At 69.5% G+C, this 24,013-nt stretch carries 27 protein-coding genes; 15 read left to right on the top strand and 12 right to left on the bottom strand.

Going from position 1 to position 24,013, the window contains the following annotated elements:
* Nucleotides 1–136 precede the first annotated feature (136 nt).
* Complete coding sequence (locus ABZX92_RS19800; RefSeq protein WP_355561108.1) at nucleotides 137–1,306, top strand: acetyl-CoA C-acyltransferase; 1,170 nt, start codon at nucleotides 137–139, stop codon at nucleotides 1,304–1,306.
* Here ABZX92_RS19800 and ABZX92_RS19795 read toward each other — a convergent pair.
* Both ABZX92_RS19795 and ABZX92_RS19790 read right to left on the bottom strand, forming a co-directional pair.
* A complete protein-coding gene (locus ABZX92_RS19795; protein WP_355561105.1) occupies nucleotides 1,290–1,763 on the bottom strand; it encodes a helix-turn-helix domain-containing protein in 474 nt (157 codons plus the stop codon). The genes ABZX92_RS19800 and ABZX92_RS19795 overlap by 17 nt on opposite strands.
* 30 nt (nucleotides 1,764–1,793) lie before the next feature.
* Nucleotides 1,794–2,225 carry an Lrp/AsnC family transcriptional regulator gene (locus ABZX92_RS19790; protein WP_355561102.1) on the bottom strand — a complete coding sequence of 144 codons (432 nt, stop codon included), beginning with the start codon at nucleotides 2,223–2,225 and terminating at the stop codon, nucleotides 1,794–1,796.
* A gap of 81 nt (nucleotides 2,226–2,306) precedes the next feature.
* Here ABZX92_RS19790 and ABZX92_RS19785 point away from each other — a divergent pair, with 81 nt between their 5' ends.
* Complete coding sequence (locus tag ABZX92_RS19785; RefSeq protein ID WP_355561099.1) at nucleotides 2,307–3,701, top strand: aminotransferase class I/II-fold pyridoxal phosphate-dependent enzyme; 1,395 nt, start codon at nucleotides 2,307–2,309, stop codon at nucleotides 3,699–3,701.
* On the opposite strand, the gene ABZX92_RS19780 is transcribed toward ABZX92_RS19785, so the two are convergent.
* Nucleotides 3,691–4,056, bottom strand: coding sequence for a DoxX family protein (locus ABZX92_RS19780; RefSeq protein ID WP_355561096.1), 366 nt, complete (start codon nucleotides 4,054–4,056; stop codon nucleotides 3,691–3,693). The two genes, ABZX92_RS19785 and ABZX92_RS19780, sit on opposite strands and share 11 nt — an antisense overlap.
* A gap of 105 nt (nucleotides 4,057–4,161) precedes the next feature.
* Here ABZX92_RS19780 and ABZX92_RS19775 point away from each other — a divergent pair, with 105 nt between their 5' ends.
* From ABZX92_RS19775 to ABZX92_RS19765, 3 genes are read left to right on the top strand one after another with little or no spacing between them, the layout of a single operon-like run.
* A complete protein-coding gene (locus ABZX92_RS19775; RefSeq protein WP_355561093.1) occupies nucleotides 4,162–4,548 on the top strand; it encodes a helix-turn-helix domain-containing protein in 387 nt (128 codons plus the stop codon).
* 19 nt (nucleotides 4,549–4,567) lie between these two features.
* Complete coding sequence (locus ABZX92_RS19770) at nucleotides 4,568–6,004, top strand: FAD-binding oxidoreductase (protein ID WP_355561090.1); 1,437 nt, start codon at nucleotides 4,568–4,570, stop codon at nucleotides 6,002–6,004.
* Complete coding sequence (locus ABZX92_RS19765; RefSeq protein WP_355561087.1) at nucleotides 6,001–7,242, top strand: cation:proton antiporter; 1,242 nt, start codon at nucleotides 6,001–6,003, stop codon at nucleotides 7,240–7,242. The genes ABZX92_RS19770 and ABZX92_RS19765 overlap by 4 nt, the downstream gene beginning before the upstream one ends.
* Here ABZX92_RS19765 and ABZX92_RS19760 read toward each other — a convergent pair.
* Nucleotides 7,220–7,849, bottom strand: a complete 630-nt coding sequence (locus tag ABZX92_RS19760) for a TetR/AcrR family transcriptional regulator (RefSeq protein ID WP_355561084.1) — start codon at nucleotides 7,847–7,849, stop codon at nucleotides 7,220–7,222. The genes ABZX92_RS19765 and ABZX92_RS19760 overlap by 23 nt on opposite strands.
* A gap of 135 nt (nucleotides 7,850–7,984) precedes the next feature.
* On the opposite strand from ABZX92_RS19760, the gene ABZX92_RS19755 reads away from it, so the two are divergent.
* Genes ABZX92_RS19755 through ABZX92_RS19745 form a run of 3 tightly spaced genes read left to right on the top strand, consistent with a single transcriptional unit; the run spans nucleotide 7,985 to nucleotide 11,440 of the window.
* The gene (locus tag ABZX92_RS19755) at nucleotides 7,985–8,788 is read left to right on the top strand and encodes an SDR family NAD(P)-dependent oxidoreductase (protein ID WP_355561082.1); all 804 of its coding nucleotides are present in this window, start codon (nucleotides 7,985–7,987) and stop codon (nucleotides 8,786–8,788) included.
* 1 nt (nucleotide 8,789) lies between these two features.
* On the top strand, nucleotides 8,790–9,911 hold the full coding sequence (locus ABZX92_RS19750; protein ID WP_355561080.1) for a DUF5938 domain-containing protein: 1,122 nt from the start codon (nucleotides 8,790–8,792) through the stop codon (nucleotides 9,909–9,911).
* Nucleotides 9,911–11,440, top strand: coding sequence for a long-chain fatty acid--CoA ligase (locus ABZX92_RS19745; protein WP_355561077.1), 1,530 nt, complete (start codon nucleotides 9,911–9,913; stop codon nucleotides 11,438–11,440). The genes ABZX92_RS19750 and ABZX92_RS19745 overlap by 1 nt, the downstream gene beginning before the upstream one ends.
* On the opposite strand, the gene ABZX92_RS19740 is transcribed toward ABZX92_RS19745, so the two are convergent.
* The 5 genes from ABZX92_RS19740 to ABZX92_RS19720 are packed head-to-tail and all read right to left on the bottom strand — an operon-like array spanning nucleotide 11,433 to nucleotide 15,063.
* Nucleotides 11,433–12,530: a zinc-dependent alcohol dehydrogenase family protein gene (locus tag ABZX92_RS19740; RefSeq protein WP_355561074.1), complete on the bottom strand. Its 1,098-nt coding sequence runs from the start codon at nucleotides 12,528–12,530 to the stop codon at nucleotides 11,433–11,435. The two genes, ABZX92_RS19745 and ABZX92_RS19740, sit on opposite strands and share 8 nt — an antisense overlap.
* Nucleotides 12,527–12,949, bottom strand: coding sequence for a thioesterase family protein (locus ABZX92_RS19735; protein WP_355561072.1), 423 nt, complete (start codon nucleotides 12,947–12,949; stop codon nucleotides 12,527–12,529). Before ABZX92_RS19735 ends, ABZX92_RS19740 begins: the two co-directional genes overlap by 4 nt.
* Before the next feature lie 13 nt (nucleotides 12,950–12,962).
* Nucleotides 12,963–13,337: a hypothetical protein gene (locus ABZX92_RS19730; RefSeq protein WP_355561069.1), complete on the bottom strand. Its 375-nt coding sequence runs from the start codon at nucleotides 13,335–13,337 to the stop codon at nucleotides 12,963–12,965.
* Nucleotides 13,334–13,834: a hypothetical protein gene (locus ABZX92_RS19725; RefSeq protein ID WP_355561066.1), complete on the bottom strand. Its 501-nt coding sequence runs from the start codon at nucleotides 13,832–13,834 to the stop codon at nucleotides 13,334–13,336. The genes ABZX92_RS19730 and ABZX92_RS19725 overlap by 4 nt, the downstream gene beginning before the upstream one ends.
* A gap of 44 nt (nucleotides 13,835–13,878) precedes the next feature.
* Nucleotides 13,879–15,063 carry a serine/threonine-protein kinase gene (locus ABZX92_RS19720; RefSeq protein WP_355561063.1) on the bottom strand — a complete coding sequence of 395 codons (1,185 nt, stop codon included), beginning with the start codon at nucleotides 15,061–15,063 and terminating at the stop codon, nucleotides 13,879–13,881.
* 385 nt (nucleotides 15,064–15,448) lie between these two features.
* Between ABZX92_RS19720 and ABZX92_RS19715 the strand changes: the two genes are divergently transcribed.
* The 7 genes from ABZX92_RS19715 to ABZX92_RS19685 all read left to right on the top strand — a co-directional run bounded on the left by ABZX92_RS19715 (nucleotide 15,449) and on the right by ABZX92_RS19685 (nucleotide 20,649).
* Nucleotides 15,449–15,922 carry a DUF488 domain-containing protein gene (locus ABZX92_RS19715; RefSeq protein ID WP_355561061.1) on the top strand — a complete coding sequence of 158 codons (474 nt, stop codon included), beginning with the start codon at nucleotides 15,449–15,451 and terminating at the stop codon, nucleotides 15,920–15,922.
* A 69-nt stretch (nucleotides 15,923–15,991) separates the two neighbouring features.
* The gene (locus ABZX92_RS19710) at nucleotides 15,992–16,891 is read left to right on the top strand and encodes an ABC transporter ATP-binding protein (protein WP_355561059.1); all 900 of its coding nucleotides are present in this window, start codon (nucleotides 15,992–15,994) and stop codon (nucleotides 16,889–16,891) included.
* Nucleotides 16,891–17,619 (top strand): ABC transporter permease, encoded by a 729-nt coding sequence (locus tag ABZX92_RS19705; protein ID WP_355561056.1) that lies wholly within the window; start codon nucleotides 16,891–16,893, stop codon nucleotides 17,617–17,619. Before ABZX92_RS19710 ends, ABZX92_RS19705 begins: the two co-directional genes overlap by 1 nt.
* Nucleotides 17,620–17,629: 10 nt before the next feature.
* Nucleotides 17,630–18,715, top strand: coding sequence for a histidine kinase (locus ABZX92_RS19700; RefSeq protein ID WP_355561053.1), 1,086 nt, complete (start codon nucleotides 17,630–17,632; stop codon nucleotides 18,713–18,715).
* 15 nt (nucleotides 18,716–18,730) lie between these two features.
* Nucleotides 18,731–19,336 carry a response regulator transcription factor gene (locus tag ABZX92_RS19695; protein WP_355561050.1) on the top strand — a complete coding sequence of 202 codons (606 nt, stop codon included), beginning with the start codon at nucleotides 18,731–18,733 and terminating at the stop codon, nucleotides 19,334–19,336.
* A gap of 85 nt (nucleotides 19,337–19,421) precedes the next feature.
* Nucleotides 19,422–20,006 (top strand): NAD(P)H-dependent oxidoreductase, encoded by a 585-nt coding sequence (locus tag ABZX92_RS19690; RefSeq protein ID WP_355561047.1) that lies wholly within the window; start codon nucleotides 19,422–19,424, stop codon nucleotides 20,004–20,006.
* 31 nt (nucleotides 20,007–20,037) lie between these two features.
* A complete protein-coding gene (locus ABZX92_RS19685) occupies nucleotides 20,038–20,649 on the top strand; it encodes a helix-turn-helix domain-containing protein (protein ID WP_355561044.1) in 612 nt (203 codons plus the stop codon).
* Between the two features lie 2 nt (nucleotides 20,650–20,651).
* Here the strand turns inward: ABZX92_RS19685 and ABZX92_RS19680 are convergent, their stop codons facing one another.
* The 3 genes from ABZX92_RS19680 to ABZX92_RS19670 form a co-directional block, all read right to left on the bottom strand.
* Nucleotides 20,652–21,158 (bottom strand): hypothetical protein, encoded by a 507-nt coding sequence (locus ABZX92_RS19680; RefSeq protein ID WP_355561041.1) that lies wholly within the window; start codon nucleotides 21,156–21,158, stop codon nucleotides 20,652–20,654.
* The gene (locus ABZX92_RS19675; RefSeq protein ID WP_355561038.1) at nucleotides 21,148–21,906 is read right to left on the bottom strand and encodes a thermonuclease family protein; all 759 of its coding nucleotides are present in this window, start codon (nucleotides 21,904–21,906) and stop codon (nucleotides 21,148–21,150) included. Before ABZX92_RS19675 ends, ABZX92_RS19680 begins: the two co-directional genes overlap by 11 nt.
* A 247-nt stretch (nucleotides 21,907–22,153) precedes the next feature.
* Nucleotides 22,154–23,782 (bottom strand): M28 family peptidase, encoded by a 1,629-nt coding sequence (locus ABZX92_RS19670; protein ID WP_355561035.1) that lies wholly within the window; start codon nucleotides 23,780–23,782, stop codon nucleotides 22,154–22,156.
* Nucleotides 23,783–24,013 lie beyond the last annotated feature (231 nt).

The following is a 24,013-nucleotide window of genomic DNA, read 5'->3' as shown; positions in this document are numbered from 1 at the left end:
GCAGGCCGCTGAGGCGACTGATTTCGGTCAACACTGAAGCTATAGATAGCACGGACGAGCGCTGGCTTTGCTCCCACGGAGCCAGGGCGTAACCTGACTATGCCTGACACTAGTCAGATAGCTGAAGGGACCTGCCGTGAGCTCCTCCGCCGTCATCGTCGACGCCGTCCGCACACCGCTCGCCAAGGGCAAGCCCGGCGGCGCCTACTCCGAGATCCACCCCGTCGACCTGCACAGCACGGTCCTGAAGGCGCTCGTCGACCGCACCGGCATCGACCCGGCCGCGGTGGACGACGTGATCAGCGGCGCGGTCGGCCAGGTCGGCGAGCAGTCCGGGAACACCGCGCGCTGGGCCCTGCTCGCGGCCGGGTTCCCCGAGTCGGTGCCCGGCGTGACCGTCGACCGGCAGTGCGGGTCGAGCCAGCAGGCGTTGCACTTCGCCTCCCAGGGCGTGATCGCGGGTGCGTACGACGTGGCGATCGCGTCCGGCGTCGAGTCGATGAGCCGGATTCCGATCGGGTCGCAGACGCTCGGCAAGGACTTCGCCGGGCCGAAGGTGCACGCGCGGTACAGCGAAGGCCTGGTACCGCAAGGGATCAGCGCGGAACTCATCGCGCACAAGTGGAACCTGAGCCGTGCCCAGCTCGACGAGTTCTCCGCCGAGTCGCATCAGAAGGCGGCTGCGGCGTGGAAGAACGGTCTCTTCGACGAGCAGATCATCAAGGTCAACGACCTGAGCGTCGACGAGACGATCCGGCCGAGCACCACCGCCGAGGTGCTGTCCGCGCTCAAGCCCGCGTTCCGCGGCGAGCACTGGGAAACGCGGTTTCCCGAACTGGACTGGCGCATCACGGCCGGAAACAGCTCTCCCGTCAACGACGGCGCCGCTGCACTGCTGGTGACGAGCGAGGAGGCAGCCGGCAGGCTCGGCCTCACCGCGAGGGCCCGCGTGCACTCGTTCGCGGTGGCGGGAGACGACCCGATCTTCATGCTCACGGGCATCATCCCCGCGACCCAGAAGGTGCTCGCGAAGGCCGGCCTGACGATCCACGACATCGACGTCTTCGAGGTCAACGAGGCGTTCGCACCCGTCGTGCTCGCGTGGCAGGCCGAGACCGGGGCGGATCTCGCGAAGGTCAACGTCAACGGCGGCGCCATCGCGATCGGCCACCCGCTCGGCGGCTCCGGCGCGCGGCTCATGACCACGCTGCTCAACAACCTCGAGCAGACCGGTGGCCGCTACGGGCTTCAGGTCATGTGCGAAGCGGGCGGCCTCGCCAACGCCACGATCATCGAGCGGATCTGACCTCGACGGCCAGGCTCTCCGGAGCGACCGGCTCCACCACCGGTCCGATCTGGACGGTCACCGGCTCGCCGGAAGAGGCCGACACCACCTGCAGCGGACCACCGTCGGGCTGCAGGTAGGTGTCGCCCCACTGCATCAGCGCGACGATCACCGGCAGCAACGCGCTGCCGGCCTCGGTCAGCACGTACTCGTAGCGGGTCCGCGCGCCGGGTTCCCGGTACGGCTGCTTGTCGAACAGGCCGGCGTCCACGAGTTCCTTGAGGCGCTTGGCGGCGACGGCCTCGGTGATGCCCACGCGCCGCACGAAACCGTCGAACCGCGTGGTGCCGTAGAAGGCCTCGCGCAGCAACAGCAACGCCGACCTGGTGCCGATGACGTCCAGCGCCAGCGCGATCGAGCACCGCTCCGGCTGCCACTTGTCCAGCGCGGCCAGCGGCCCGCTCATCTGCATGGGCATACACCTGACTTTAGCAAACCATACCCAGACTCACTTGACCGTCTTCATCGGGAACTGGGAGTTCGTCCGCGCCACGCCGGGCAGCCGCGTCAACGCGGACATGTAGAACTGTTCGTAGGCGGCGATGTCCGCGACAGCGACCCACAGGTGGTAGTCCGGCTGCCCGAACATCCGCGAGCACGACTCGACCGCGTCCATCCCGGCGATCTGCTCCTCGAACGCCTCGATCGTCGCGGTGTCCTGCGCGGCGAGGTCGATGTGCACGAGCACGCGGAAACCACGGCCGAGCGCGACCGGGTTCACGGCGGCGTGGTAGCCGGTGATCACCCCGGCCTCCTCCAGCGCCCGGACCCGCCGCAGGCACGGCGACGGCGTCAGCCCCACCTTGTCGGCCAGCTCGGTGTTGGTGAGACGGCCGTCCTCCTGCAGGTGGCGAATGATTGCGCGATCGACGCGGTCCATTGGCAGATCATGCCACGAACCACTCCCTGATCAGCACAAGTAGCAATCGCGTGCTCGAACAAGTTCCCTAATCTGCTTGCCGTGAACGAACTCCTGCTGACCGACGAGGAACGCGACCGGGCCGGCACCCGGCTCCTCGCCGTGCTGGACGGCTACGAGCGCGGCCTGCGCAAGACCGAGATCCTGCCGGAACCGGATCGCGCCGAGCTGGCCGAACTGCTCACCACCCCGATGCCGGAACAGGGCCGAGGCGTGGACGCGGTGTTCGACAGCTGGGAGGACACGATCCTGCCCAACTCGACGACCATCGCCCACCCGCGGTTCCTCGCCTACGTCCTCGGGCCGCCCCACGGGATCGCCCCGTACGCCGAGGCCGTGGCCGCCGCGCTCAACCAGAACTGCAACTTCTGGCAGCTCTCCCCCGCGGCCAGCGTGGTCGAACGGTCGGTGCTCGAATGGCTCGCCCAGGTTGTCGGCTATCCCCGCACCAGCAAGGGAATCCTCACCGGCGGCGGCTCCCTCGCCACCCTCCAGGCCCTCGTCACCGCGTTGAACGACCGCGTACCCGGATTCCGGGAGAGCGGTCTCCAGCGCGATGCGGCCCCGCTCATCCTCTACACCTCCGTCGAGGCGCACCGCAGCGTCGACAAGGCGGCCGCGATCCTCGGCATCGGACTCGACAACGTCCGCCACATCAGCACCGACGACCAGCACCGCATGGACGTCCACGCACTCCAGGAAGCCATCAGCGACGACCGCAAGGCCGGCCTGCAGCCGTGGTGCGTCGTCGCGACGTGCGGCACCGTGTCGACCGGCTCGGTGGATCCGCTCGACGCCATCGCCGACCTGTGCGAAACCGAGAACCTGTGGCTGCACGTCGACGGTGCCTACGGCGCGCTTTTCCTGCTCTCCGAACGCATGCGGGACCTGATGGGCGGCTGCGCCCGAGCCGACTCGATCACCCTCGACCCGCACAAGCTGCTGTTCGCCTCGCTGGAAGCCGGCTGCCTGCTCGTCCGCGACGGCGCGAAACTCCGGGACGCCTACGCGTTCAACTCCTCGTACCTGACGGTCGAAGACGACCCGCTGATGACCGACTACATGGACTACGGCCCGCAGCTTTCCCGCAACTTCAAGGCCTTCCAGGTGTGGAGCGCTCTCCAGGCGTTCGGCGTCGAGGCTTTCCGCACGGCCAACGAACGCACTCTCGACCTCGCCCAGCAGCTCGCCAGAGGCATCGAAGCCACCCCAGGACTCACCCTGCTCGCCCCCGTCACGCTGACGGCGGTGTGCTTCGAGGTGGAGGACACCGACCACACCGAACTGCTGAGGACCCTGGCGGCCGAGAACGTCGCCCTGCTCGGACCCGTCGTGGTGGCGGGGAAACGGGGCATCCGCGCGTGCATCACGAACCACCGCACCACCGCCGCCGACATCGATCTCGTCCTCGGCCGCCTCGCCCAGCTCAGCCGATGAACCGTCCAACCGCGACGAACGCCGCGAGCAGCAGCAGAACCACGTTGACGGGCAACGACTTCGTCTCCCCGAGCTTCAGGTGGACCCGCGCCGCCAGGATCTGCACGATCACCAGCCCGGCGGCGGCGATCGGCGTCAGGATCGGGGCGATTCCGGTCAGCCACGGCAGGACCACGCCGAGCGCGCCCGCCACCTCGACCGCACCGACCGCTTTGAAGGCCCCGTCGCTGATGTCCTTCGCCCACATCTGACCGGACGCCACCATCTGCTCACGCGGTCGCACGAGCTTCATCAGCCCGGCCGCCAGATAGGCCACCGCCAGCAGACCCTGCACCACCCACAGCGCGATGTTCACCGCATACTCCAATGCTTACGACTTGTGCGTAACCTGATGCTCTGTGAGTTTTGGAGACCTGCAAAAGGCACATCGATGTATGTGTCCAGGAAAGCGGGGTGGCGTGTGACCGGCATCACCCACACGCGGACCTGCCCGCCGCCGATGAACGACGGCGGCGCGGTCCGCGAGGTGTTCGACCGCATCAGCGACAAGTGGAGCCTGCTGGTCGTCGGCGCGCTGCGGGAAGGCCCGCTGCGCTTCGGCGAGCTGGAGAAGGTGATCACCGGCATCTCCCAGCGCATGCTGACCCTGACGCTGAAGCACCTGGTCCAGGACGGCCTGGTCAGCCGCACCGCGTACGCCGAGGTGCCGCCGCGGGTCGAGTACGAGGTCACGCCGCTGGGCAAGACGTTGGTGCCGCTGGTGATCGCGCTCGCCGAGTGGGCGATCGAGCACCGTGACGAGATCAACGCCAGTCGCGGTGGCGCGCTGGCACCCGCCGGCTCCTGAACTACGGCATGATCGGCGCGTGGATCGTCGCAGGTTTCTGAAAGTCGCCGGACTCGCGGGTGCCGGTGCCGCGCTCACGGCCTGCACCGGCACGCCGCCGAAAAGCCCGGTCACCACACCGGCGTCCACTTCGTCCGTTCCGAGTGGACCGCCGGACTGGGACGCGCTGCGCGCCAAGCTGTCCGGTCAGCTGATCCTGCCCGGCCAGGACGGCTTCACCTACCAGGGCTTCAACCCCGTGTGGGACAACCGCAAGCCCGCCGCCATCGCCAGGGTCGCTTCGCCCGCGGACATCCAGGCGTGTCTGGAAACGGCTCGGAAACGCGTCCCGATAGCCGCGCGCAGCGGTGGCCACAGCTACGCCGGCTACTCGTCGCCGGAGAACGGTCTCCAGATCGACCTGCGCAAGCTCGCGGCCGTCGAGATCCTGCCCGGCGACCAGGTCCGCGTCGGCGCCGGAGCCCAGCTTGGCGAGGTGTCGCGGGTGCTCGCCGCGTCCGGCCGTGCCCTGCCGACCGGCACGTGCCCGACCGTCGGCGTCGCGGGCCTCACGCTCGGCGGCGGCATCGGCGTGCTCGCCCGCAAGTACGGCCTGACCTGCGATCACCTCGTCTCGGCGACCGTGGTGACGGCGGACGGCAAGCTCGTCACCACCACCGCCCAGCAGGAACCAGACCTGTTCTGGGCGCTGCGCGGAGGTGGCGGCGGCAACTTCGGCATCGTCACCGAGTTCGTGTTCACCACCGTGCCCGCGCCCGACGTCACCGTCTTCTCGCTGCAGTACGACGCGGGTCCCACCGCGGACGTGCTCGGCGCCTGGCAGACCTGGATCGCCGAGGCTCCCGGCGAGATGTGGTCCAACGTCGTGATCCGCGGCGGCGCCCAGCCGACGTGCCGGGTCGGCGGTTGCTTCATCGGCTCCGTCGGCGACCTCGCCGCGCTCCTCAACGGCCTGCCCGCGCCCGCCAACCGGTTCATCCAGCCGAAGAGCTACGCCGAGGCCGTGCAGTACTTCGCGGGCAGCGGGATCGAGCACGAGTCGTTCGTCGCCTCCTCGCGCATCGTGCGCGAACCGATCAGCGACCCGGCCAAGGCCGTCGGCCTGATGAACGGGCAGACCGACGAGTCGTACCTGATCTTCGACGGCTTGGGCGGCGCGATCGCCACCGTCGCACCGGACGCCACCGCGTTCCCGCACCGCAGCGCCCTCGCCTCCGCGCAGATCTACTTCAAGACACCACCGGAAGGCGCGCCGGACACCGCGAAGCGGATGGGCCAGGTGCGCGACGGCCTGGGCGACCTGGTCGGCGAGACCGGGTACGTCAACTACATCGACCCGCAGCTGCCGAACTGGGCGACGGCCTACTACAGCGGCAACCTCCCGCGGCTCAAGCAGGTCGCCGCGAAGTACGACCCCGACCAGGTGTTCGCCTTCGCCCAGGGAGTCGGCGCGTGAACTCCCTGCTGCTCGCCGCGGCGTTCGCCATGGTCGTCCGCTCGCTGGCGGCGAACCGGCTCGACCGCTGGTATCTCGGCGCGCCGATCGTGATGGTCCTGGCCGGCGTGGCGGTCGGCCTGTTCAACGAGAGCTCCATCGCCGACGGCCTCAACACCGAGTCGGTGCAGCACGCGGCCGAGATCATCCTCGCGGTGCTGCTCTTCGTCGACGCCACCGAAGTGCGAGCAGGCCGGTTGTGGGGCGCTTATCCCGGGCTCGTGGCGCGCGTGCTGCTGGTCGCCATGCCGGTGAGCCTCGCGCTGGCCGCCGTGGTGGGCTGGCTGCTGTTCCCGAGCCTGTCCTGGGCGGCGCTGATCCTGGTCGCGTGCGTGACGGTGCCGACCGACTTCGCTCCAGCGGAACGCGTGGTCCGCGACCCGGCGCTGTCGGTGCGGGTCCGCAGCACGCTGAACATCGAGAGCGGCTACAACGACGGCATCGTCTCCCCGCTGTTCCTGTTCGCGCTGATCCTGGCCGGCGACGACTCGCAGGAACGCACGCCGCTCGAAGCGCTCGCGACCGTGCTGCCGTTCGCGGTCAAGGCGATCGTCGCCGGTGTCGTGATCGGCGCGCTGCTCGGCTGGCTGATGGACCGCGCACACCAAGCGGGCTGGGTGAGCAACCAATCGGCACGTGTCGCGGTGCTGCTGGCGCCGCTGCTGACCTACACCGCAACGGTCGCGATCGACGGCAACGGCTTCGTGGCCTCGTTCGTCTGCGGCATCGCTTTCCGTTATGTGCACCGGTTGCTGAAGGCGCGCAGGGTCCACAAGGGACGTTCGGAGGCCCGCTCGGACGTGCTCGACACCGACCTGCACCTGCTGGAGGACGTCACCGGCCTGCTCACCATGACCATGTGGTTCGTGGTGGGCATCGCCGCCGTGCTGATCTTCTACGACGGCGTCAGCTGGCAGGAGGTGCTCTTCTCCGCCGTGGTGCTCACCGTCATCCGCATCGTGCCGGTGTTCCTCGCGTTCCTCGGATCGCGGTTGTCCGGCCGCGAACGCCTCCTCGTCGGAGCGCTGGGACCGCGCGGCACGACGACGATCGTGTTCGGCTTGCTGGCGTTCAACAAGCTGCCGGTCGGCGACGCCGCCAACCTGATCCTGACGATCACCGTGCTGTGCGTGCTGGGCAGCGTGGTGCTGCACGGCATCGGGGCGACCTGGCTGACTAGGCCACGAGCAGGTCGATGACGCCGGGCAGTTCGGCGCGCAGGGATGCGACCGTCTCGGCGTTTCCGGTGAAGTGGTGCAGCAGCGCGCGCTGGAAGATGCCGTCCAGCGTCACGTAGGCGGTGCCCGGTGAGGTGGCAGGCGTGCCCTCGCGCAGCTCGGCGTAGCGGCTGATCACCCGCCACACCATGTCCTCGCGGTGGCCGTCGATCTCCAGCACGTCGGCGCGGAAGTACTCCTCGTACAGGCTCTGGTCGCGCAGGTCGTACCAGAGCCGGTGCAGGGTCGCGTCCTGGACCAGCGTGCCGAAGAACATCGCCACGAACTCGTCGCGCAGCTGGTCCGCACTGGTGGCGTGGGCGACGACCTCGTCGTACTTGGTCACGCAGACCCGCTCGTACTGGCGGACGGCCTCGACGATGAGGTCGCGCTTGTCCGTGAAGTAGTAGTGCAGGACGCCGTGGGAGAACTCGGAGTTCTGCGCGATCTCCCGCAGGCTCGTGCGGGCGTAGCCGAGCTCGGCGAGCGTGTGCAGCGTCGCCACGGCGAGCTCGGTCCGCCGGGCGTCGAACTTGTCGACCTGCCGGCGGGCGATCTTGTCCAGTTTCCTCTGGGCGACGTCCGTCACACCGCAGATCGTAGCTCGGATCGCGACAACCGTTGACCGATCGTCCAAAGAATCTTGGACAGTCGTCAAGATTTTCCTTGACGACTGTCAAGCCTTGATTAGTGTGTGAGCCAACTCACTTCAGGAGGCGACTCGATGACGAGCTATCAGCTGAACGGGCGAAAAGCACTGGTCACCGGCGGTGCGCGCGGCTTGGGCGCGGGCATGGCCGAGGCGTTGGGCAAGGCTGGTGCGGCGGTCCTGATCGGCGACGTCCTGGAGGACGAGGGCAAGCAGACCGCCCAGGCGCTGCGTGACGCGGGCGTGACGGCGGAGTTCGTGCCGTTGGACGTCACGGACGACGCGAGCTGGGCCTCGGCGGTGAACACGGCTGTCGACGCGATCGGCGGGCTCGACATCCTCGTGAACAACGCCGGCATCGAGATCACCAGCCTGATCACCGAGCTGGAGACCGCCGACATCCGCCGGATGCTGGACGTCAACGTGCTCGGCACGGCGCTGGGCATGAAGCACGGCCTGCGCGCGATGCGTCCCGGTGGCGCGGCGGGCAACGGTGGCTCGATCATCAGCGTCGCGTCCGTCGCCGCGACGATCGCCTTCCCCGGCATCAGCGTGTACTCGGCGACGAAGTCCGCCATCGACCGGCTGACCCGCGTCGCCGCCGCGGAGTCCGGGAAACTCGGCTACGGCGTGCGGGTGAACTGCATCTATCCCGGCCTCACGCCCACCGCGATGGGCAACCAGCTGGCGGTGGACTGCGCCGAGCTCGGCCTGTTCCCCTCACCGGAAGCCGCCGCCGGTGCGGTCGTGGAGCTGACGCCGCTCGGACGACTCGGGCAGGTCGACGACATGGCCGACGCGGTGGTGTTCCTCGCCTCCGACGCCTCGAAGTTCATCACCGGCGCGGGTCTCCCGGTCGACGGCGGAATGGGCATGTGACATGGCAAAGCCTGTTGTTGTTTACGGCGCTTCCGGCTACACGGGCCGCCTGATCTGCGAGTACCTGCGCGAGTACGGGATCCCGTTCCTCGCGGTCGGCCGGGACGGCAAGCGGGTCAAGGAAGCCGTGGACGCGGTGCCCGGCATCGAGACCGTCGAGTACGAGGTGCTGGAGGTCGAGCACACCGAGGCGGCGCTGACCGAGGCGTTCTCCGGCGCTCGCGTGGTGCTGAACACCGTCGGGCCGTTCTCCCGCCACGGCCACGAAGCCGTGCGGGCGTCGCTCAACGTCGGCGCGCACTACACCGACACGAACGGCGAGCAGGACTGGATGATCGACGCCGAGGAGCAGTACGGCGCTTCGTTCGCCGCGCAGGGACTGCTGATCTCTCCCGGCATCGCGCAGATGTACACGGTCGGTGAGATCGCCGCGCAGATCTGCCTGGAGCAGCCCGGACTGGACACTTTGGACATCGGGGTGTTCTGGAAGGGTTATCCCACCGTCGCTTCCACCAACACGATCCTCACGAACGCGGCGTTCGCCAAGGCGTACTACCTGGAGCAGAACGAGTACGTCGAGTGGCCGGCGGACGCGGGGCTGTACGAGCTCGTGGTGCCCGGCCAGCACGAGCTCGGCCTGGCGCTGCCGTGGGGCGGCACGGCGCATCCCGTGTGGTTCAAGAAGGATCCGCGCGTCGCGTCGGTGCGTGCTTTGGGTGGGGTGTTCAACCGGCCGTTGATGCTCGGGGTGCCGCAGATCGTCAGCGCCGCTCTGGAGCAGATGGAAGGCAAGTCGGACGCGGAGAAGTACGAGATCGTCGACGCGTTCTCGGCACAGGTGCGCAGTGAGATGCCGCCGCGGGAGAACCCGCGGATCAACATCTCGCTCGACTCCGTGCACGCGTCGGGGCCGTTGGGGCGCGCCAGTTGCGTGATCCACGGCAACTGCAACTACAAGCAGACGGCGTTGCTGAACGTGCACGCCGCCGTGCACCTGCTGCAGGACGCGCCACGCCGGGTCGGCTTCGCGTCGGGCTGCCAGGCGTTCGGGCACCGGGAGCTGCTGGGCGCGCTGCGGTCGTTCGGTCTGGTGCTCGACCCGATCGTCGAAGTGCACCGCTGATGCGACTTTCCGACTACCTGGACAAGGGCGCGTCGCTCGGAGGCGACGCGCCCTGCCTGACGATCGGCGGGGTGTCTTCCAGCTACGCCGAGGTGCGGCAGCGGTCTCGTGACATCGCGGGGGCGTTGCAGGACAGCGGAATCGGGGTCGGCGACCGGGTGGCGGTGTTGTCGGCCAACGATCCGCTGGCGCTCACGTGCGTGTTCGGCATCTCGCGGGCCGGGGCGGTGTGGTGCCCGGTCAACCCGCGCAACGAGGCGGCGGAGAACCGGGAGCTGCTCGACCTGTTCGGGTGCCGGTGCCTGTTCTTCCAGTCCGCGTTCGCACCTCTGGTTTCCCGCATCCGCGACGACTTGCCCGCGCTGACCACGTTGGTGTGCCTGGACGGTGAGGCCGAGGGTGCGGTCACGTTCTCCGACTGGCTTGCGAAGCACGGCAGGGATCCTTCGCCGGTGTCCGTGGCGGACGACTCGCTGTGTGTCCTGGCCGGGACCGGTGGCACGACCGGACGGCCCAAGGGCGTGCGGCTGACCGGGCACAACCTGGAGACCGCGACCGCGCTGACGTTGATGAGCTACCCGTTCGGCGTGCGGCCGCGTTATTTGGCTTTGGCGCCGCTGACCCACTCGGCGGGCGTCCTCACGTTTCCGATCATGGCGCTCGGTGGCGAGACGGTGATCATGCCGGCACCGGACCTCGGCGAGTTCCTGAGGCTGATCGAGCACCACCGGGTCACGCACGCGTTCCTGCCGCCGACCGTGATCTACGGCCTGCTCGACCACCCTGCGCTGGACTCGACGGACCTGAGTTCGTTGCGGTGCCTCTGGTACGGCGCCGCGCCGATGTCCCCGGTGCGGCTCACCGAGGCGCTGCACCGGATCGGGCCGGTGATGGGTCAGCTGTTCGGGCAGACCGAGGCACCGAACATGATCGCGACACTCTCCCCTGCCGACCACTTCCTGCCCGACGGCTCGATCGCCACCGCCCGGCTGTCGTCGGCGGGGCGGCCGACGCCGTTGACGCAGGTCGCGATCATGGCTGCCGACGGTGCCTTGCTGGGAGCGGGCGAGCGCGGCGAGATCGTCGTGCGCGGGCCGTTGGTGATGGCCGGATACCACGAGAACCCCGCCGCCACGGCCGAGGTGAGCGCTTTCGGCTGGCACCACACCGGCGACATCGGCTACCTCGACGAGGACAACTACCTCTACATCGTCGACCGGGCCAAGGACATGATCATCACGGGCGGCTTCAACGTGTACTCGGCCGAGGTCGAGCAGGCGCTGCAGGCACATCCCGCCGTCCAGGACAGCGCCGTGATCGGGCTGCCCGACGACAAGTGGGGCGAACGGGTCACCGCCGTCGTGCAGCTGCGTGCTGCCGGGAAAGCTGACCCTGCCGCGCTGATCGCGTTCGTCAAGGAGCAGATCGGCAGTGTGAAAGCGCCGAAGCAGGTCGAGATCTGGCCCGACCTGCCGCGGTCCAAAGTGGGCAAGGTGCTCAAAGCCGAGATCAGGCAACGACTCACATGACGACGACCTGGCGCACCGCTTCCCCGCTGGCGAGCCTGGCGAACCCCTCGTTGATCTCGGTGAGTTTCAGGCGGCCCGACAGCAGGCCGTCCACGGGCAGCTTTCCCGCGCGGTACAGGTCGATGAACCGCGGGATGTCCCGGCGTGGCACGCACGAGCCCAGGTAGCTGCCCTTGAGCGTGCGTTCCTCGGCGACCAGGTTCAGCGCGGGCAGGGTGACGGTCCGGTCCGGGTGCGGCAGCCCGACCGTGACCGTCGTGCCGCCGACTGCCGTTGCGGCGTAAGCCTGTTCGAGCACGGCCGCGACACCGGTCGTGTCGATCACCTTGTCCGCGCCGCCACCGGTCAGCTCCCGGACGTGCTGCACGACATCGGGTCCACCGGCGGCGTCGTGCGTCGCGCCGAGGCTGCGCGCGAGTTGCCGTTTGTGCTCGACGACGTCCACCGCGACGACCTGGGTCGCACCCGCCGTGATCGCCGCGAGCACCGCGGCCAGGCCGACACCGCCGAGCCCGAACACCGCCACCCTGTCCCCCGGCACCACCTGAGCGCTGTAGAACGCCGCACCCGCACCGGTCAGCACCGCGCACCCGAACAGCGCGGCGACGTCCAACGGCAGATCCTCCGGCACTCGGGTCGCCGACCGGTCGGAGATCACCGTGTACTCGGCGAACCCGGACACGCCGAGGTGGTGGTGCGGCCGGGTGCCGTCCGGGAGCGTCCACCGGCGCTGCCCGCTGAGCAACGTGCCCTCGCGGTTCGCCGCGGCCCCCGGCTCGCACAGCGCCTGACGTCCCGACGAGCACGGCCGGCACGCACCGCACGCGGGCACGAACGACAGCACGACGTGCTCACCCGGCTTGAACTCGGCGTTCGGCCCGGCCTCCACGACCTCGCCCGCCGCCTCGTGCCCCAGCACCATCGGCAACGGCCGGATGCGCGAGCCGTCGATCACGGACAGGTCGGAGTGGCACAACCCGGTCGCGTGCACCCTGATGAGCACCTCACCGGGACCGGGCGGGTCGAGTTCCAGGTCGACGATCTCCAGCGGCCCGCCAACGCTCGCGAGCACCGCACCACGCGTCTTCACACCACCACCAGGCCTTCCATCGCCGCACGCAGCCCGGCCGGGATCTCCACCGGCTTGCGGGTCGTCCTGTCCACGAACACGTGCACGAAGTGGCCTTCCGCCACCACGTCGTCACTGCCCTCGAGGAAGAACCCGACCTCGTACCGCACGCTCGACCGGCCGAGGTGCCCGACGCGCAGCCCGGCGTCCAGCGCGTCCGGGAACGAGACCGAGGCGCGGTAGTTGCAGTGCGACTCGACGCACAACCCGATCTCCTGCCCGGCCTGGATGTCCAGCCCGGCCGCGATCAGCCACGTGTTGATCACCGTGTCCATGAACGCGTAGTGGACGACGTTGTTCACGTGCCCGTAGACGTCGTTGTCCGCCCACCGGGTCGGAATCCGCTGCCAGTGCCCGTAGCCGTCGCGCGAGGTGCTCACCGGCCCACGATAGTCATGCCCGAGCGGTGCGGATCAAGGCCACGACGAGCCAGCCGCCGACGAACAGGCCGGGCAGATCGGCGACGAAGGCGTGCACGAAGAGGGTGAGACCGTCCTCGCCGGCGTGGGCTTGCGGCCGCAGCGGCACCCAGATCGCGCCCAGCCCGACGAGCGTGAAGTAGATCATCGCCGGCCAGAACGCCCAGCGCACGCCCCGGTAGGCCAGGACACCGATCGCCAGGCTGATCGCGGCAGGTGTCAGAGCGCCCAGAACGCCCGCCGGCCGAGCCGGGGTGAGCAGTACGAAGCCGACGAACAACGTCCAGAACGCCGACCACACGCCATATCCCGCGGCAGCCAGTTGCTGCGGCCGCGTCCACCGGCTCACCGCGCCTCCTGCTGCCGGAGGAACGCTTCCCTGATGTGACCGACCAGCACAGCCGCGTTGTCCGTGAACGCGTTGATCACGATCTTGCGGCCGGAGGTGAGCACGACGAGACAACCGAAGTCGCCACCGAGCAGGCGCGCGATCGCGGTGTTCCTGCCCGTGTCCACCACGGTGCCGATATCACCCCACGGCACCACGACGACGTTGTCGCGCCACGAGTGCACGAACCCGCCCTCGTACAGCGTGAAGCCTTCGCCGCGCCGCCACACCGCCTGCACGGCGAACACGATCGCGAAGATCATCAGACCCAGCCCGAGACCGAGGATCCCACCGGCGATGGCCATGTTGCTGCCGGCCGGGCCGTCCATGAAGATCACGAGCGTGAACGCCCCGAACGCGAGCAGGGGAACCCCGATCACCATCATGATCGCCGCTTTGACGGCACGGCGGCGGTTGCTCGTCTCATAGCGCTCGACGAGAGCGCCCAGCTCTGACATGCCAGAAGACGCTAACCGCCAGAGCCGGGACCGGTCCCCGAACGTCAGAAGCCGCAGCCCTCCTGCGACCACGAGTTGTCACTGGCGTTGCTGCCGTCCGCGCGCACGACCCGCACCTGCACGCACAGCGCGCCCGGCGCGTAGAGCTCGACCGCCGGGGAGTCGACGGTGCCGGACTTCAGGTCGTCGTTGGTGCGCCAGGCGAACTTGTCACCCTGGGCCGGCGACGGGTACGTCCAGGTGAACTTCAACGTCGTCGGGTTGATGCGGGTGACGGTGACCTGGGCCTTGCCGGTCGGCGTGCCCGGACCGTCCGCGGCGGCCTGCGGCTGCACCTTCTCCGGAGACTTGAGCTGCGAGTCGTCGGTGAGGAACAGGACTCCGCTGGTGCCGAGCACGCCGGCGGCCACCGCGGCGGTCGCGTACACCGGCCAGCGCTTCCGCTTGGGAGCGGGCGGAGCGGCGTGCACCGCCACCACGTCCGAAGTGGACGGAACGCCGGTGCCCTGGAGGATCTCCCGCAGCCGCAGGCCGAACTCCTCCGCGGACCGCGGGCGCAGCGCCGGGTCGGCCGCCATCGCCTGGTGCAGCAGGACTTCCATCTGCCGCGGGGCCCGGCGAGTGGGCGGCGGGCTGCCGCGCAGGACGCGGTGCTCCAGGGCGGCGTGCGAGTTGTCGCCGCGCGGCACGACGAACGGCGGGTACCCGGCGAGCAGGTGCCACAGCGTCGCCGCGAGTGAGAAGACGTCCGCCCGCACGCCGTGCGAGCCGCTGGTGAGCACCTCGGGCGCCGTCCACGGCAGCCGGTCGCGGCCGACCACGCCGAAGTCCGTCAGGCACGCGTGGCCGCCCTCGTCGAGCAGCACGTTGGCCGGCTTCACGTCGCGGTGCACCACGCCCGCCTGGTGCGCGGCCTGCAGCGCGTCCGCGAGCTGGATGCCGATCTCCAGCACCCGCTCGAACCGCAACGGCGCCAGCGCACCGGCATCGCCGCCGGTGTAGTGCTTCATCACCAGGTACAGCAGGCCGGCGCGGGTGCGCCCGGCGCTGTGCACCGTGACGATGCCGGGGTGCCCGAGACCGAGGACCGTGCGCATCTCCGCCGCGCGGGCCGGGTCGACGAGCAGTTTCACCGCCACCTCGCCGCCGTCGTCGCGGTACAGGTGCACGTTCTTGCCCAGCGGTCGGACGTACCGGAATCCGGGGATCTCCGGTAACTCCTCTGTCATTCGCCACCTCTGTTGCCCACGACTGCGGTCAGGTGGCCCCGCCCACCTTCCGGTGACTGAGTAATCCACCTCAGCGCGACTGTCAACGGTCAACCACCAAGTGAGACGGCCGGCAGCGGGCGGCGATCGCCTCCGCGCGGTCGTGCGGAACGGTGCGCAACTCCTGGGGTGCCAGGAACTTCCGCCTGCACACCAAGCTGCCACAGAGCCCACTCGGCTTGCCACAAATCTTGGAACATCGCTACCGGCCGAACGTTCAGCAGGTTCCTCAAGTGCATCGGCGGCCAATGCACGGGGACTGCCGGCCTGGCCGCTCGGCTGGCGCTGAGCCTCGCCGACCTCGAAGCTGTGGTGCACATGTCGAACTGGAAGGAACCGCGGTCGCGTGATCAGGCTGGTGACGATCGGCGTGTACGGCTTCGACGCCGAGTCGTTCCTGCGGAAGCTGCAGCAGGCGAACGTCGACGTGCTGCTCGACGTGCGCCAACGTCGTGGTGTGCGCGGGCACGAGTACTCCTGGGCGAACTCGCAGCGGCTGCAGGCGGCCCTCGCCGAAGCGGGAATCACCTACGAGCACCACGCCGAGCTCGCCCCGACCACCGACCTGAGGCAGGCCCAGTACGCCGAGGACGACCGGCAGGGCGTCGGCAAGCGGTCCCGCCAGGTGCTCGGCGAGGAGTACGCCCGCCGCTACACCGCGGAGATCCTCGACCAGGCCGACCTGGCACCGATCGCTGCCCATGAGGGGGTGGCGGCGTTGTTCTGCGTCGAGGCCGATCCCGAGGCGTGCCACCGCTCCCTGGTCGCCGACCGGTTGACGGAAACGTACGGGATCCAGGTCGAACACCTGCGGCCATGACATCTGTCATGGCCGAGTCGTGACAGCTGGAACCCGCTCTCCCCCGCGCCGCCGACCAGCATTGGGGACATGACGGAGACAGCTGTGCGAGCGGGCGCCGCGGTGGCGCTGAGCGGGTTGCGGAAGCGGTTCGGCGAGGTCCGCGCGGTCGACGGGATCGACCTGGTGATCTCGCCCGGCGAGGTGGTGGCGCTGCTCGGCCCGAACGGGGCCGGGAAGTCGACGACGGTGGACATGCTGCTCGGTCTGTCCACTCCGGACGGCGGGTCGATCAGCGTGTTCGGCAAGTCGCCGCGCGAGGCGGTGGTGGCCGGGCAGATCTCGGCGATGCTGCAGAGCGGCGCGTTGCTGGACGACGCGACGGTGGCCGAGGCGGTCGGGCTGATCGCGGCGCTGCACCGCGAGCCGATGCCGGTGGCGCAGGCCTTGCGGCAGGCCGGGATCGCGGACCTCGCGGACCGCAAGTGCACCAAGCTCTCCGGTGGGCAGAAGCAGCGGGTCCGGTTCGCGCTGGCACTGGTGTGCGAGCCGGATCTGCTGGTGCTGGACGAGCCGACCGTGGCGATGGACGTGGAGACGCGGCGGGCGTTCTGGAACCAGATGCGCGCGTACACGGACACGGGCAGGACGGTGCTGTTCGCGACGCACTACCTGGAGGAGGCCGAGGAGTACGCGGACCGCGTGGTGCTGATGCGGTCCGGGCGGATCGTGGCCGACGGGTCGGTGGCGCAGGTGCGGGCCGCGGTGTCCGGACGGACGTTGCGCGCGGTCGTGCCGGGCGCTCACGACCTCGAACTTCCGGGCGTGCGGTCGATCGAACGCCGGGGCGACCGGATCACGTTGACCTGCACGGACTCCGACGCCGCGGTGCGCGCGCTGCTGCAGCGTTACCCGCAGGCGCACGACATCGAGATCACGGCGCTGGGCCTTGAGGACGCGTTCCTCGCACTGACTGGGGAGGACAACTGATGAATGCCCGATTCCTGGCCTTGGAACTGCGGCGCGCGGTCCGCAACGGCCGCTACCTGATCTTCACCGTGGTGCTGCCGTCGGTGATGTTCGTGCTGTTCGTGAACCTCTACGGCGGCGGCGCGGGGACGTTCCCGAACGGACTGCCGGTCACCACGTCGCTGATGATGAACATGGCGTTGTTCGGCGTGATGGCCGGGCCGTTGTCGATCGGCGCCCGGATCGCGGTCGAGCGGGGACTGGGCTGGCAGAAGCAACTGCGGCTGACGCCGTTGACCGGCGGCGGCTACCTGGCGACCAAGGGCGCGCTCGGCATGCTGGTGGGGCTGCCGGGGATCCTGCTGGTGTGCGTGATCGGCGCCGCCGAGGGCGTCCGGATGGACGCGCTGCACTGGGTCGGCGTGCTGGCGACGCTGTGGCTGGGCGCGATCCCGTTCGTGCTGCTCGGCATCGTGATCGGGCTGATCGCGAGCCCGGACGGCATGCAGGCGATCACGGGTCTGGCGTCGATGCTGTTCGGTCTGCTGGGCGGGATCTGGATCCCCGCGGACGTGGCGCCGGACTGGCTGGCGACGCTCATGAAGGCGCTGCCGACGTTCTGGGTGAAGCAGCTGACGCAGGCGCCGTTCGTGTCCGGAGTGGACGTCAAGCAGGCGTTGCTCGTGATCGTGCTGTGGGTGGCGGGCCTGTCGCTGGTCGCCGCGCGCCGCTACCGCGCCCAGAGCTAGGTTCGTGCCCGTGCGCCTCAGCGACAAGAGCGACAAGAGCAACGGCAAGTGGTACTGGTTCGCCGCCATCTTCGTCCTGCTCTACATCCCGGTACTCACCTACGACGTGCTCGTCAGCGACCGCGACCTCGTCGCACGGCTGGTGCTGGCGCTGCTGATCGTCGGGTACGGGGTGGCCTGGACGGTGGCGCCGCGCTGGCTGTGGACGAGCGGCGAGAACGTCAACACCATGATCTGCCTGGGGTTGACCGCGCTCGGCCTGGTCATCGTGTACTGGGTGGGGATGTCGTCCGCGGGGCTGATGGTCTACATCATGTCCACGGTCGCCGTGGTGCTGACGCCGTGGCGGGCGATCGCGATCGACGGGTCGGTGCTGCTGTTGCTGGCGGGCACGATGTACCTCGAACGGGACCTCGCCATCGACGGCGGCCAGCTCGGCACGTTGCTGTCGATCTCGCTGGGCATGCTCGCGGTGGGCAGGATGATGCGGGCGAACCGGGCACTCTCCCTGGCACAGGAGGAGATCGCGTCACTGGCGAGGACCGAGGAGCGCAACCGGCTGGCGCGCGACCTGCACGACATCCTGGGGCACAGCCTGACCACGATCACGCTGAAGACCGGCGTGGCGCGGCGGCTGCTGGAGAGCTCGGAGCCGGAGCGGGCGCTGGCCGAGATCCGCGAGGTCGAGAACCTCACCCGGCAGGCGCTCAGCGACGTCCGCACCACGGTTTCGGGCTACCGCGAGGTGTCCCTGAGCGCCGAGGTCGTCGGCGCGCGGGCGGCGTTGCGCGCGGGCGGGATCGAGGCGGACCTGCCGCACGCGGTGGACAACGTGCGACCCGAGCTGCAGGGGGTGTTCGGGTACGTGTTGCGCGAGGGGATCACCAACGTGCTGCGGCACGCGGCCGCGACCCGGTGTTCCGTCCGGCTGGGCGACACCTGGCTGGAGGTGCGCGACGACGGGCGCGGCGCCGGGGTCGGCGAGCCAGGGACGGGGCTGACAGGCTTGGCCGAGAGGCTGGCCCCGCTCGGGGGCACGGTGCTGGCGGGACCGCTGGACGACGGCGGGTACCGGTTGCGTGCCGAGGTTTCGTGAAGTGGGAGTGGTCGCGTGATCAAGGTGTTGCTGGCGGACGACCAGGCGCTCGTGCGGGGCGCGTTCGCCGCGATGCTGGGCCTGGAGGCCGACATCGAGGTCGTCGCCGAGGTCAGCGCGGGCGACGAGGTCATCGCCGCCGCCCAGCGCACCCGGCCCGACGTGGCGTTGCTCGACGTGCAGATGCCCGGCCAGGACGGCCTGAGCGCCGCCGCCGAGCTCCGGAAGGCGTTGCCGAGCTGCCGGGTGATCGTCTGCACCACGTTCGGACGTCCCGGCTACCTCGCGCGGGCGATGGCGGCGGGCGCGGCCGGGTTCGTGGTCAAGGACGCCACGCCCGAGCAGCTGGTCGACGCGGTCCGCCGGGTGCACGCCGGCCTGCGCGTCGTCGACCCGGCGCTGGCCGCCGAGTCGCTCGCGACGGGACAGAGCCCGCTGACCGACCGTGAACGCGACGTGCTGGCCGTCGCGCGGGACGGCGGCACGGTGTCCGACCTGGCCAAAGCGCTGCACCTGTCCGAGGGCACGGTCCGCAACCACCTCAGCGCCGCGATCGGCAAGACGGGTGCGCGGACGAGGGCCGAGGCGGTCAAGGTCGCGGAGGACAGCGGCTGGCTGTGACCCATGGCACCGAGCCGTCACACCGCCAAGCGGGGTAGAGTCCACTTCATAACCGGACTACACCCCGCTTAGTGGAGCGACGGACATGACGCACATCGGGATCATCATCGGCAGCACCCGCCCCGGCCGGAACGGCGAGCAGGTGGCCAAGTGGGTCGCGCGGCAGGCCGGGCAGCGCGACGACGCCACGTTCGAGCTGGTCGACCTGCTGGACTTCCCGCTCCCCCACCTCGACGAGCCGATGCCGCCGATGACGGGCCAGTACCAGCACGACCACACCAAGGCGTGGTCGGCCAAGATCGCGGGCTTCGACGGCTTCATCATGGTGACGCCGGAGTACAACCACTCCACGTCCGGCGCGCTGAAGAACGCGATCGACTACCTGCACGCGGAGTGGAACAACAAGGCCGTCGGCTTCGTGTCCTACGGCGCGGTCGGCGGCGCCAGGGCGGTCGAGCACCTGCGGCTCATCGCGGGAGAGCTCAAGATGGCCGACGTGCGCACCAGCGTGTCGCTGTCGATGTTCCACGACTTCGAGGGCTTCACCACCTTCAGGCCGACCGAGATCCAGGCGGCGACCCTGACCACGATGATCGACGAGCTGGTCAGCTGGAGCGAGGCGCTCGCGCCACTGCGCGGCCGGCAACTCGCCGCGCGGCAGGCGTCCTGAGGGGACGTTGCCGGCGGGTAGCGTTCAGCCCGTGGAACCGATCGGGCTGTCTCTGGGTCAACCGCGCGAGGAACGGGCGGACGCCGCGCGCAACCGCGCCCGGCTGATCGAGGTCGCCCGCGAGATGGTGGCGGAACTGGGCGCGGACAAGGTCACGATGGACGGTCTGGCCGACCGCGCCGGGTTGGGCAAGGGCACCGTCTTCCGCCGCTTCCGCACCCGTGCGGGCATCTTCCACGCGCTGCTCGACGAGGAGGAGAAGCGGTTCCAGGAGCGGCTGATGAGCGGTCCGCCGCCGCTGGGGCCGGGCGCGCCGGCGGTCGAGCGGCTGGTCGCGTTCGGGCAGGCCCGGCTCGAGTTCCTGATGGAACACCGGGACCTGGCCCGTGCCGCGATCGACCCCGGCCAGCCCGTCGCGATCGGCGACAGCCCCTCGTTGTTCCACGTGCACATGCTGCTGGGCGAGGCGTGCCCGGACGCGGCGGTGCACGGCACCTTGGCGCTGCAGCTGGTGGCCGCGCTGGAGGGGCCGATCCTGCTTTACCTGACCTCCGCGGACGATCCTGGCGCACCTCGGCCCGGCGCCGTCGCGAGCACCCTCGGCGCGAGCTGGCAGGTGCTCGTCGAACGCCTCTGCGCCTGAGGTCAGCTGAGCAGCTCGGCCAGGTGCACCACGCGGTCGCGCGGCCACGACTGGCGCAGCTCGCCCTGGAAGGTCACGTCGACCTCGTCCGCGACCTGCACCTCGGCCACCTGGGCGACCGGGCCGATCGAGCCGTACAGCCGGACGAGGTCACCGACCGCCAGCTCGTCCGCGTGCTTCGTCTCCACGTTGCGCGCCACCGAGGCAGGCTTCACCCGTGAGGTGAAGAACCACCAGAAGACCCCGCACAGCACGGGCACCACCAGCACGAGAACTCCTGCGCTGACCGGGAAGGCCCGCACCGAGACGGCCGCGCCGACCAACGCCCACAGCAGGCCCGCGAGCGCGGCGAGCAAGGCCGAGCTCACCGGGTGGTCGCCGACCTGGAGCCAGCCGGTCGTGCGCACCCAACCGTCTTCGGTCAGGCCGCGCGGAGGTTTGCCCTGCGCCAGCAGAGGCGCCGGTTCCACCGGTTTGCTGAACAGGTCGATGCCGTCGTCAGTCCGCACGCCGCCACCTCAGCTTGGTGCCGCTGCGAGCGCAGACCAGCTCGCCGCCACCGGCCGCCTTCCGCTTCGCGCCTTCCTTGAAGCAGATCTTGCCCAGCCAGAAGTCGTCCGGCGGGTCGGGCGGCGGCTCGACCGAGGTGACCGGCGGCCTGGGCGGCGGCTTCCGCGTGGAGGTCTCCGGCGTCGTCGTGGTCGTGGCCGTTGTCGTCGTGGTGGTCGTCGTCGACGATGCGGGCACGCTGGACGTGGTGCTCACGATGCGGAGGCACGAGGACGCCCAGAGGCCGCGATGTTCCTGCCGGGCAACGGTTTCGACCTGGGCGAGCTCGTCGCGGGTCGACACGTCCGCCGGCGCCATGCCGTCGTGCACCAGGGTGTTGGCGTAGTCCGCGCCGTCCGGCAGCTGCACGTCGACCACGATCCGGTCGCTGTCGGAGTCGACGTCCTTCTTCACGGTGAGCCGGACCATCTTGCCGCGCAACAGGTTCTGCGCGGTGGCGCGGGACTCCGCGAGCCAGCAGTCGGCGATCCGGCCGATCCCGGCGACGCGGGCGCGGAAGAGAACTCCGGACGCGGGCTCGACTCCCTCGAACAAGTCCACATCGGACACCATGTGGACGGTCACCTCGAACGAGTCGCCGCGGCGCATCGGGTCCGCACCGGCGTCCACGCGTTGCTGCGGGTTCGCCCCGCCGGCGAAGCCTGCCGCCACCGTCGTGGCCAGCGCGGCGAGCACGCCGAGGCTCATCACGGCGAGTCTGGTGTGCTGATGCGCGCCCCACCACGCGCGACGGACGATCCCTGGGCTCGGCAACAGCACCCCCGACCTTGATGAGCAGTTGTCGAGGCAGTGTTGTCGCGTGTTTCTGGACCGTCAAGAACGAAAAAGGTTCAAACTATTTCCTGCGAATGTTTTCACGGAAAAGCCCTGGTTGTGATTGTGCGGGCACGCGCACCCCGCCCTGGTGGACGGGGTGCGCGGTCCCACCGCGGTGCTAGTTGAGGGTGAGCGTCCAGGTGTCGATGGTGCCGACGTCGACGGCCGCCGCGTCCCGCACGCTGAGCTTCCACGTGCCGTTGGCGACCTCGGTGGACAGGTTGACGGTGAAGGTCTGGTCGATGTTGTCCGCGCTGCCGCCCGAGCGGTTGCTCAGCGAGTACGACGACCCGTCCGGCGCGAGCAGGCTCACCACCAGGTCACCCCGGTAGGTGTGCTTGATGTGCACCTCGGCCTTGCTCGTCGCCGACGCGTTGCCCGCGCAACCGGAGATCACGATGCTGCTCGTCACGGCGGTCGGCGAGTTGTCCGGGATGGCGACGTCGGTCGGGTTGGTGCCGGTGCAGCCGCCACCGGGTCCACCCGTGACCGTCAGGTTGTAGGTCGCGGTGTGCGTGACCGAACCCGTCGCCGTGACCGTCACCGGGTAGGTGCCGGACGGCGTCGACGTCGTGGTGCTGATCGTCAACGTCGAGCTGTTTCCGGTCGTCACCGAGGACGGGTTGAACGAAGCCGTTGCGCCGGAAGGCAATCCGGACGCCGACAGCTGCACGGACTGCGCCGAGCCGTTCGTCGTCTGGGTCGACACGCTCGCCGTCACCGACGAACCCGCCGCCACCGAACCAGAGGTCGGCGAGACCCCCACCGAGAAGTCAGGACCCGGCGTGCTGGTGACGGCCGAGGCCCACAGGGTGTAGGCGATGCCGTCGACCGCGCTGTTCAGGTGCGTGTCGCTGATGTTGGCCGTGGTGTCGCACGACGAGTGGTAGCAGGAGTCGTAGGCGGCACCCGACGTGCCGCCCCACTTCGCCGCCTGGGCCGCCGTCTTGCGCGCACTGGCACCCATCGCGTAGCCGGACGCCGGGATGCCCGCGTTGGTGAAGGACGCGTCGTCGGACCGGTTGCGGCCCTCGACGTTCTCCTCCGGCTGCAGGTTCAGGGAGTCCCAGTACGCCTTCATGTGCCTGGACTGGGTGGAGGTGATGTTGTTGATGAAGTACCCGCCGTTCTTCGACCCGATCATGTCGAAGTTGTGGTAGGTCTTGATCTTCGCGCGCTCGGTGGACGAGAGCTGCGAGACGTAGAAGCGTGAACCGAGCAGGCCGGACTCCTCGTCGGTCCACCAGGCGAAGCGGACCTTGTTCTGCATCGCCGGGTTCACCTCGGACAGCTTGAGCGCGACCTCCAGCAACGACGCCGAGCCGGAGCCGTTGTCGTTGATGCCGGGACCCGCGGACACGCTGTCGAGGTGCGCGCCGAACATGAAGACGTTGTTCGCATCGCCGCCCGGCCACTCGGCGATCAGGTTCGGACCGGCGCCACTGGAGCAGCCCGAGGTGCAGGCCTGCTCGGTCACGGAGTAGCCGGCCGCGAGGAGCTTCCCCTTCACGTAGTCGACCGACTTCTTGTAGCCGTTCGTGGTGGCACGGCGGTTGCCGCCGTTCTGCGTGGCGATGTTGTTGAGTTCCGCCAGGTGCGCCTTCACGTTGTTCACGTTGATGTCGGGAGCGGCTAGAGCGGCGACCGGCTGACCGGTCACAGGGGCAGCGCTGGCCGCAGGGACGACCATCGCCGCCGCGACGACCAGCGTCGTCAGAGCGGTGGAGAGCAGGGATCTTCTTCGCACCGTTGGGCTCCTTCGCAGGATATGCAGGGTCAGGCCAACGTAGCTGCGGCGAGAGTGGCTCACATCGCGTCGATCGGATGATTGTTCTGACGGTTGACGTGCAACTCTTGATCGGTGTGGTGGCGAATCGCGCTGGTCGCGGCGCTCGGCCTGGCGATGCTGACGAGCCCGTCGCGGACCGAGTCCAACGGCGGCGTGCGGGTGATGCCGCTCGGCGACTCGATCACCGAC

Source organism: Lentzea sp. NPDC006480 (genome assembly GCF_040611995.1).
Taxonomy (GTDB): Bacteria; Actinomycetota; Actinomycetes; order Mycobacteriales; family Pseudonocardiaceae; genus Lentzea.
This window is presented reverse-complemented; position numbering and strand designations above follow the sequence as displayed.

Bases quoted from the DNA above. Each gene is read 5' to 3' on its own strand.
- ABZX92_RS19795 (WP_355561105.1), bottom strand. From the start codon at position 1,763: ATGCCCATGCAGATGAGCGGGCCGCTGGCCGCGCTGGACAAGTGGCAG.
- ABZX92_RS19790 (WP_355561102.1), bottom strand. From the start codon at position 2,225: ATGGACCGCGTCGATCGCGCAATCATTCGCCACCTGCAGGAGGACGGC.
- ABZX92_RS19755 (WP_355561082.1), top strand. From the start codon at position 7,985: ATGACGAGCTATCAGCTGAACGGGCGAAAAGCACTGGTCACCGGCGGT.
- ABZX92_RS19750 (WP_355561080.1), top strand. From the start codon at position 8,790: ATGGCAAAGCCTGTTGTTGTTTACGGCGCTTCCGGCTACACGGGCCGC.
- ABZX92_RS19745 (WP_355561077.1), top strand. From the start codon at position 9,911: ATGCGACTTTCCGACTACCTGGACAAGGGCGCGTCGCTCGGAGGCGAC.
- ABZX92_RS19725 (WP_355561066.1), bottom strand. From the start codon at position 13,834: ATGTCAGAGCTGGGCGCTCTCGTCGAGCGCTATGAGACGAGCAACCGC.
- ABZX92_RS19720 (WP_355561063.1), bottom strand. From the start codon at position 15,063: ATGACAGAGGAGTTACCGGAGATCCCCGGATTCCGGTACGTCCGACCG.
- ABZX92_RS19710 (WP_355561059.1), top strand. From the start codon at position 15,992: ATGACGGAGACAGCTGTGCGAGCGGGCGCCGCGGTGGCGCTGAGCGGG.
- ABZX92_RS19705 (WP_355561056.1), top strand. From the start codon at position 16,891: ATGAATGCCCGATTCCTGGCCTTGGAACTGCGGCGCGCGGTCCGCAAC.
- ABZX92_RS19690 (WP_355561047.1), top strand. From the start codon at position 19,422: ATGACGCACATCGGGATCATCATCGGCAGCACCCGCCCCGGCCGGAAC.
- ABZX92_RS19675 (WP_355561038.1), bottom strand. From the start codon at position 21,906: ATGAGCCTCGGCGTGCTCGCCGCGCTGGCCACGACGGTGGCGGCAGGC.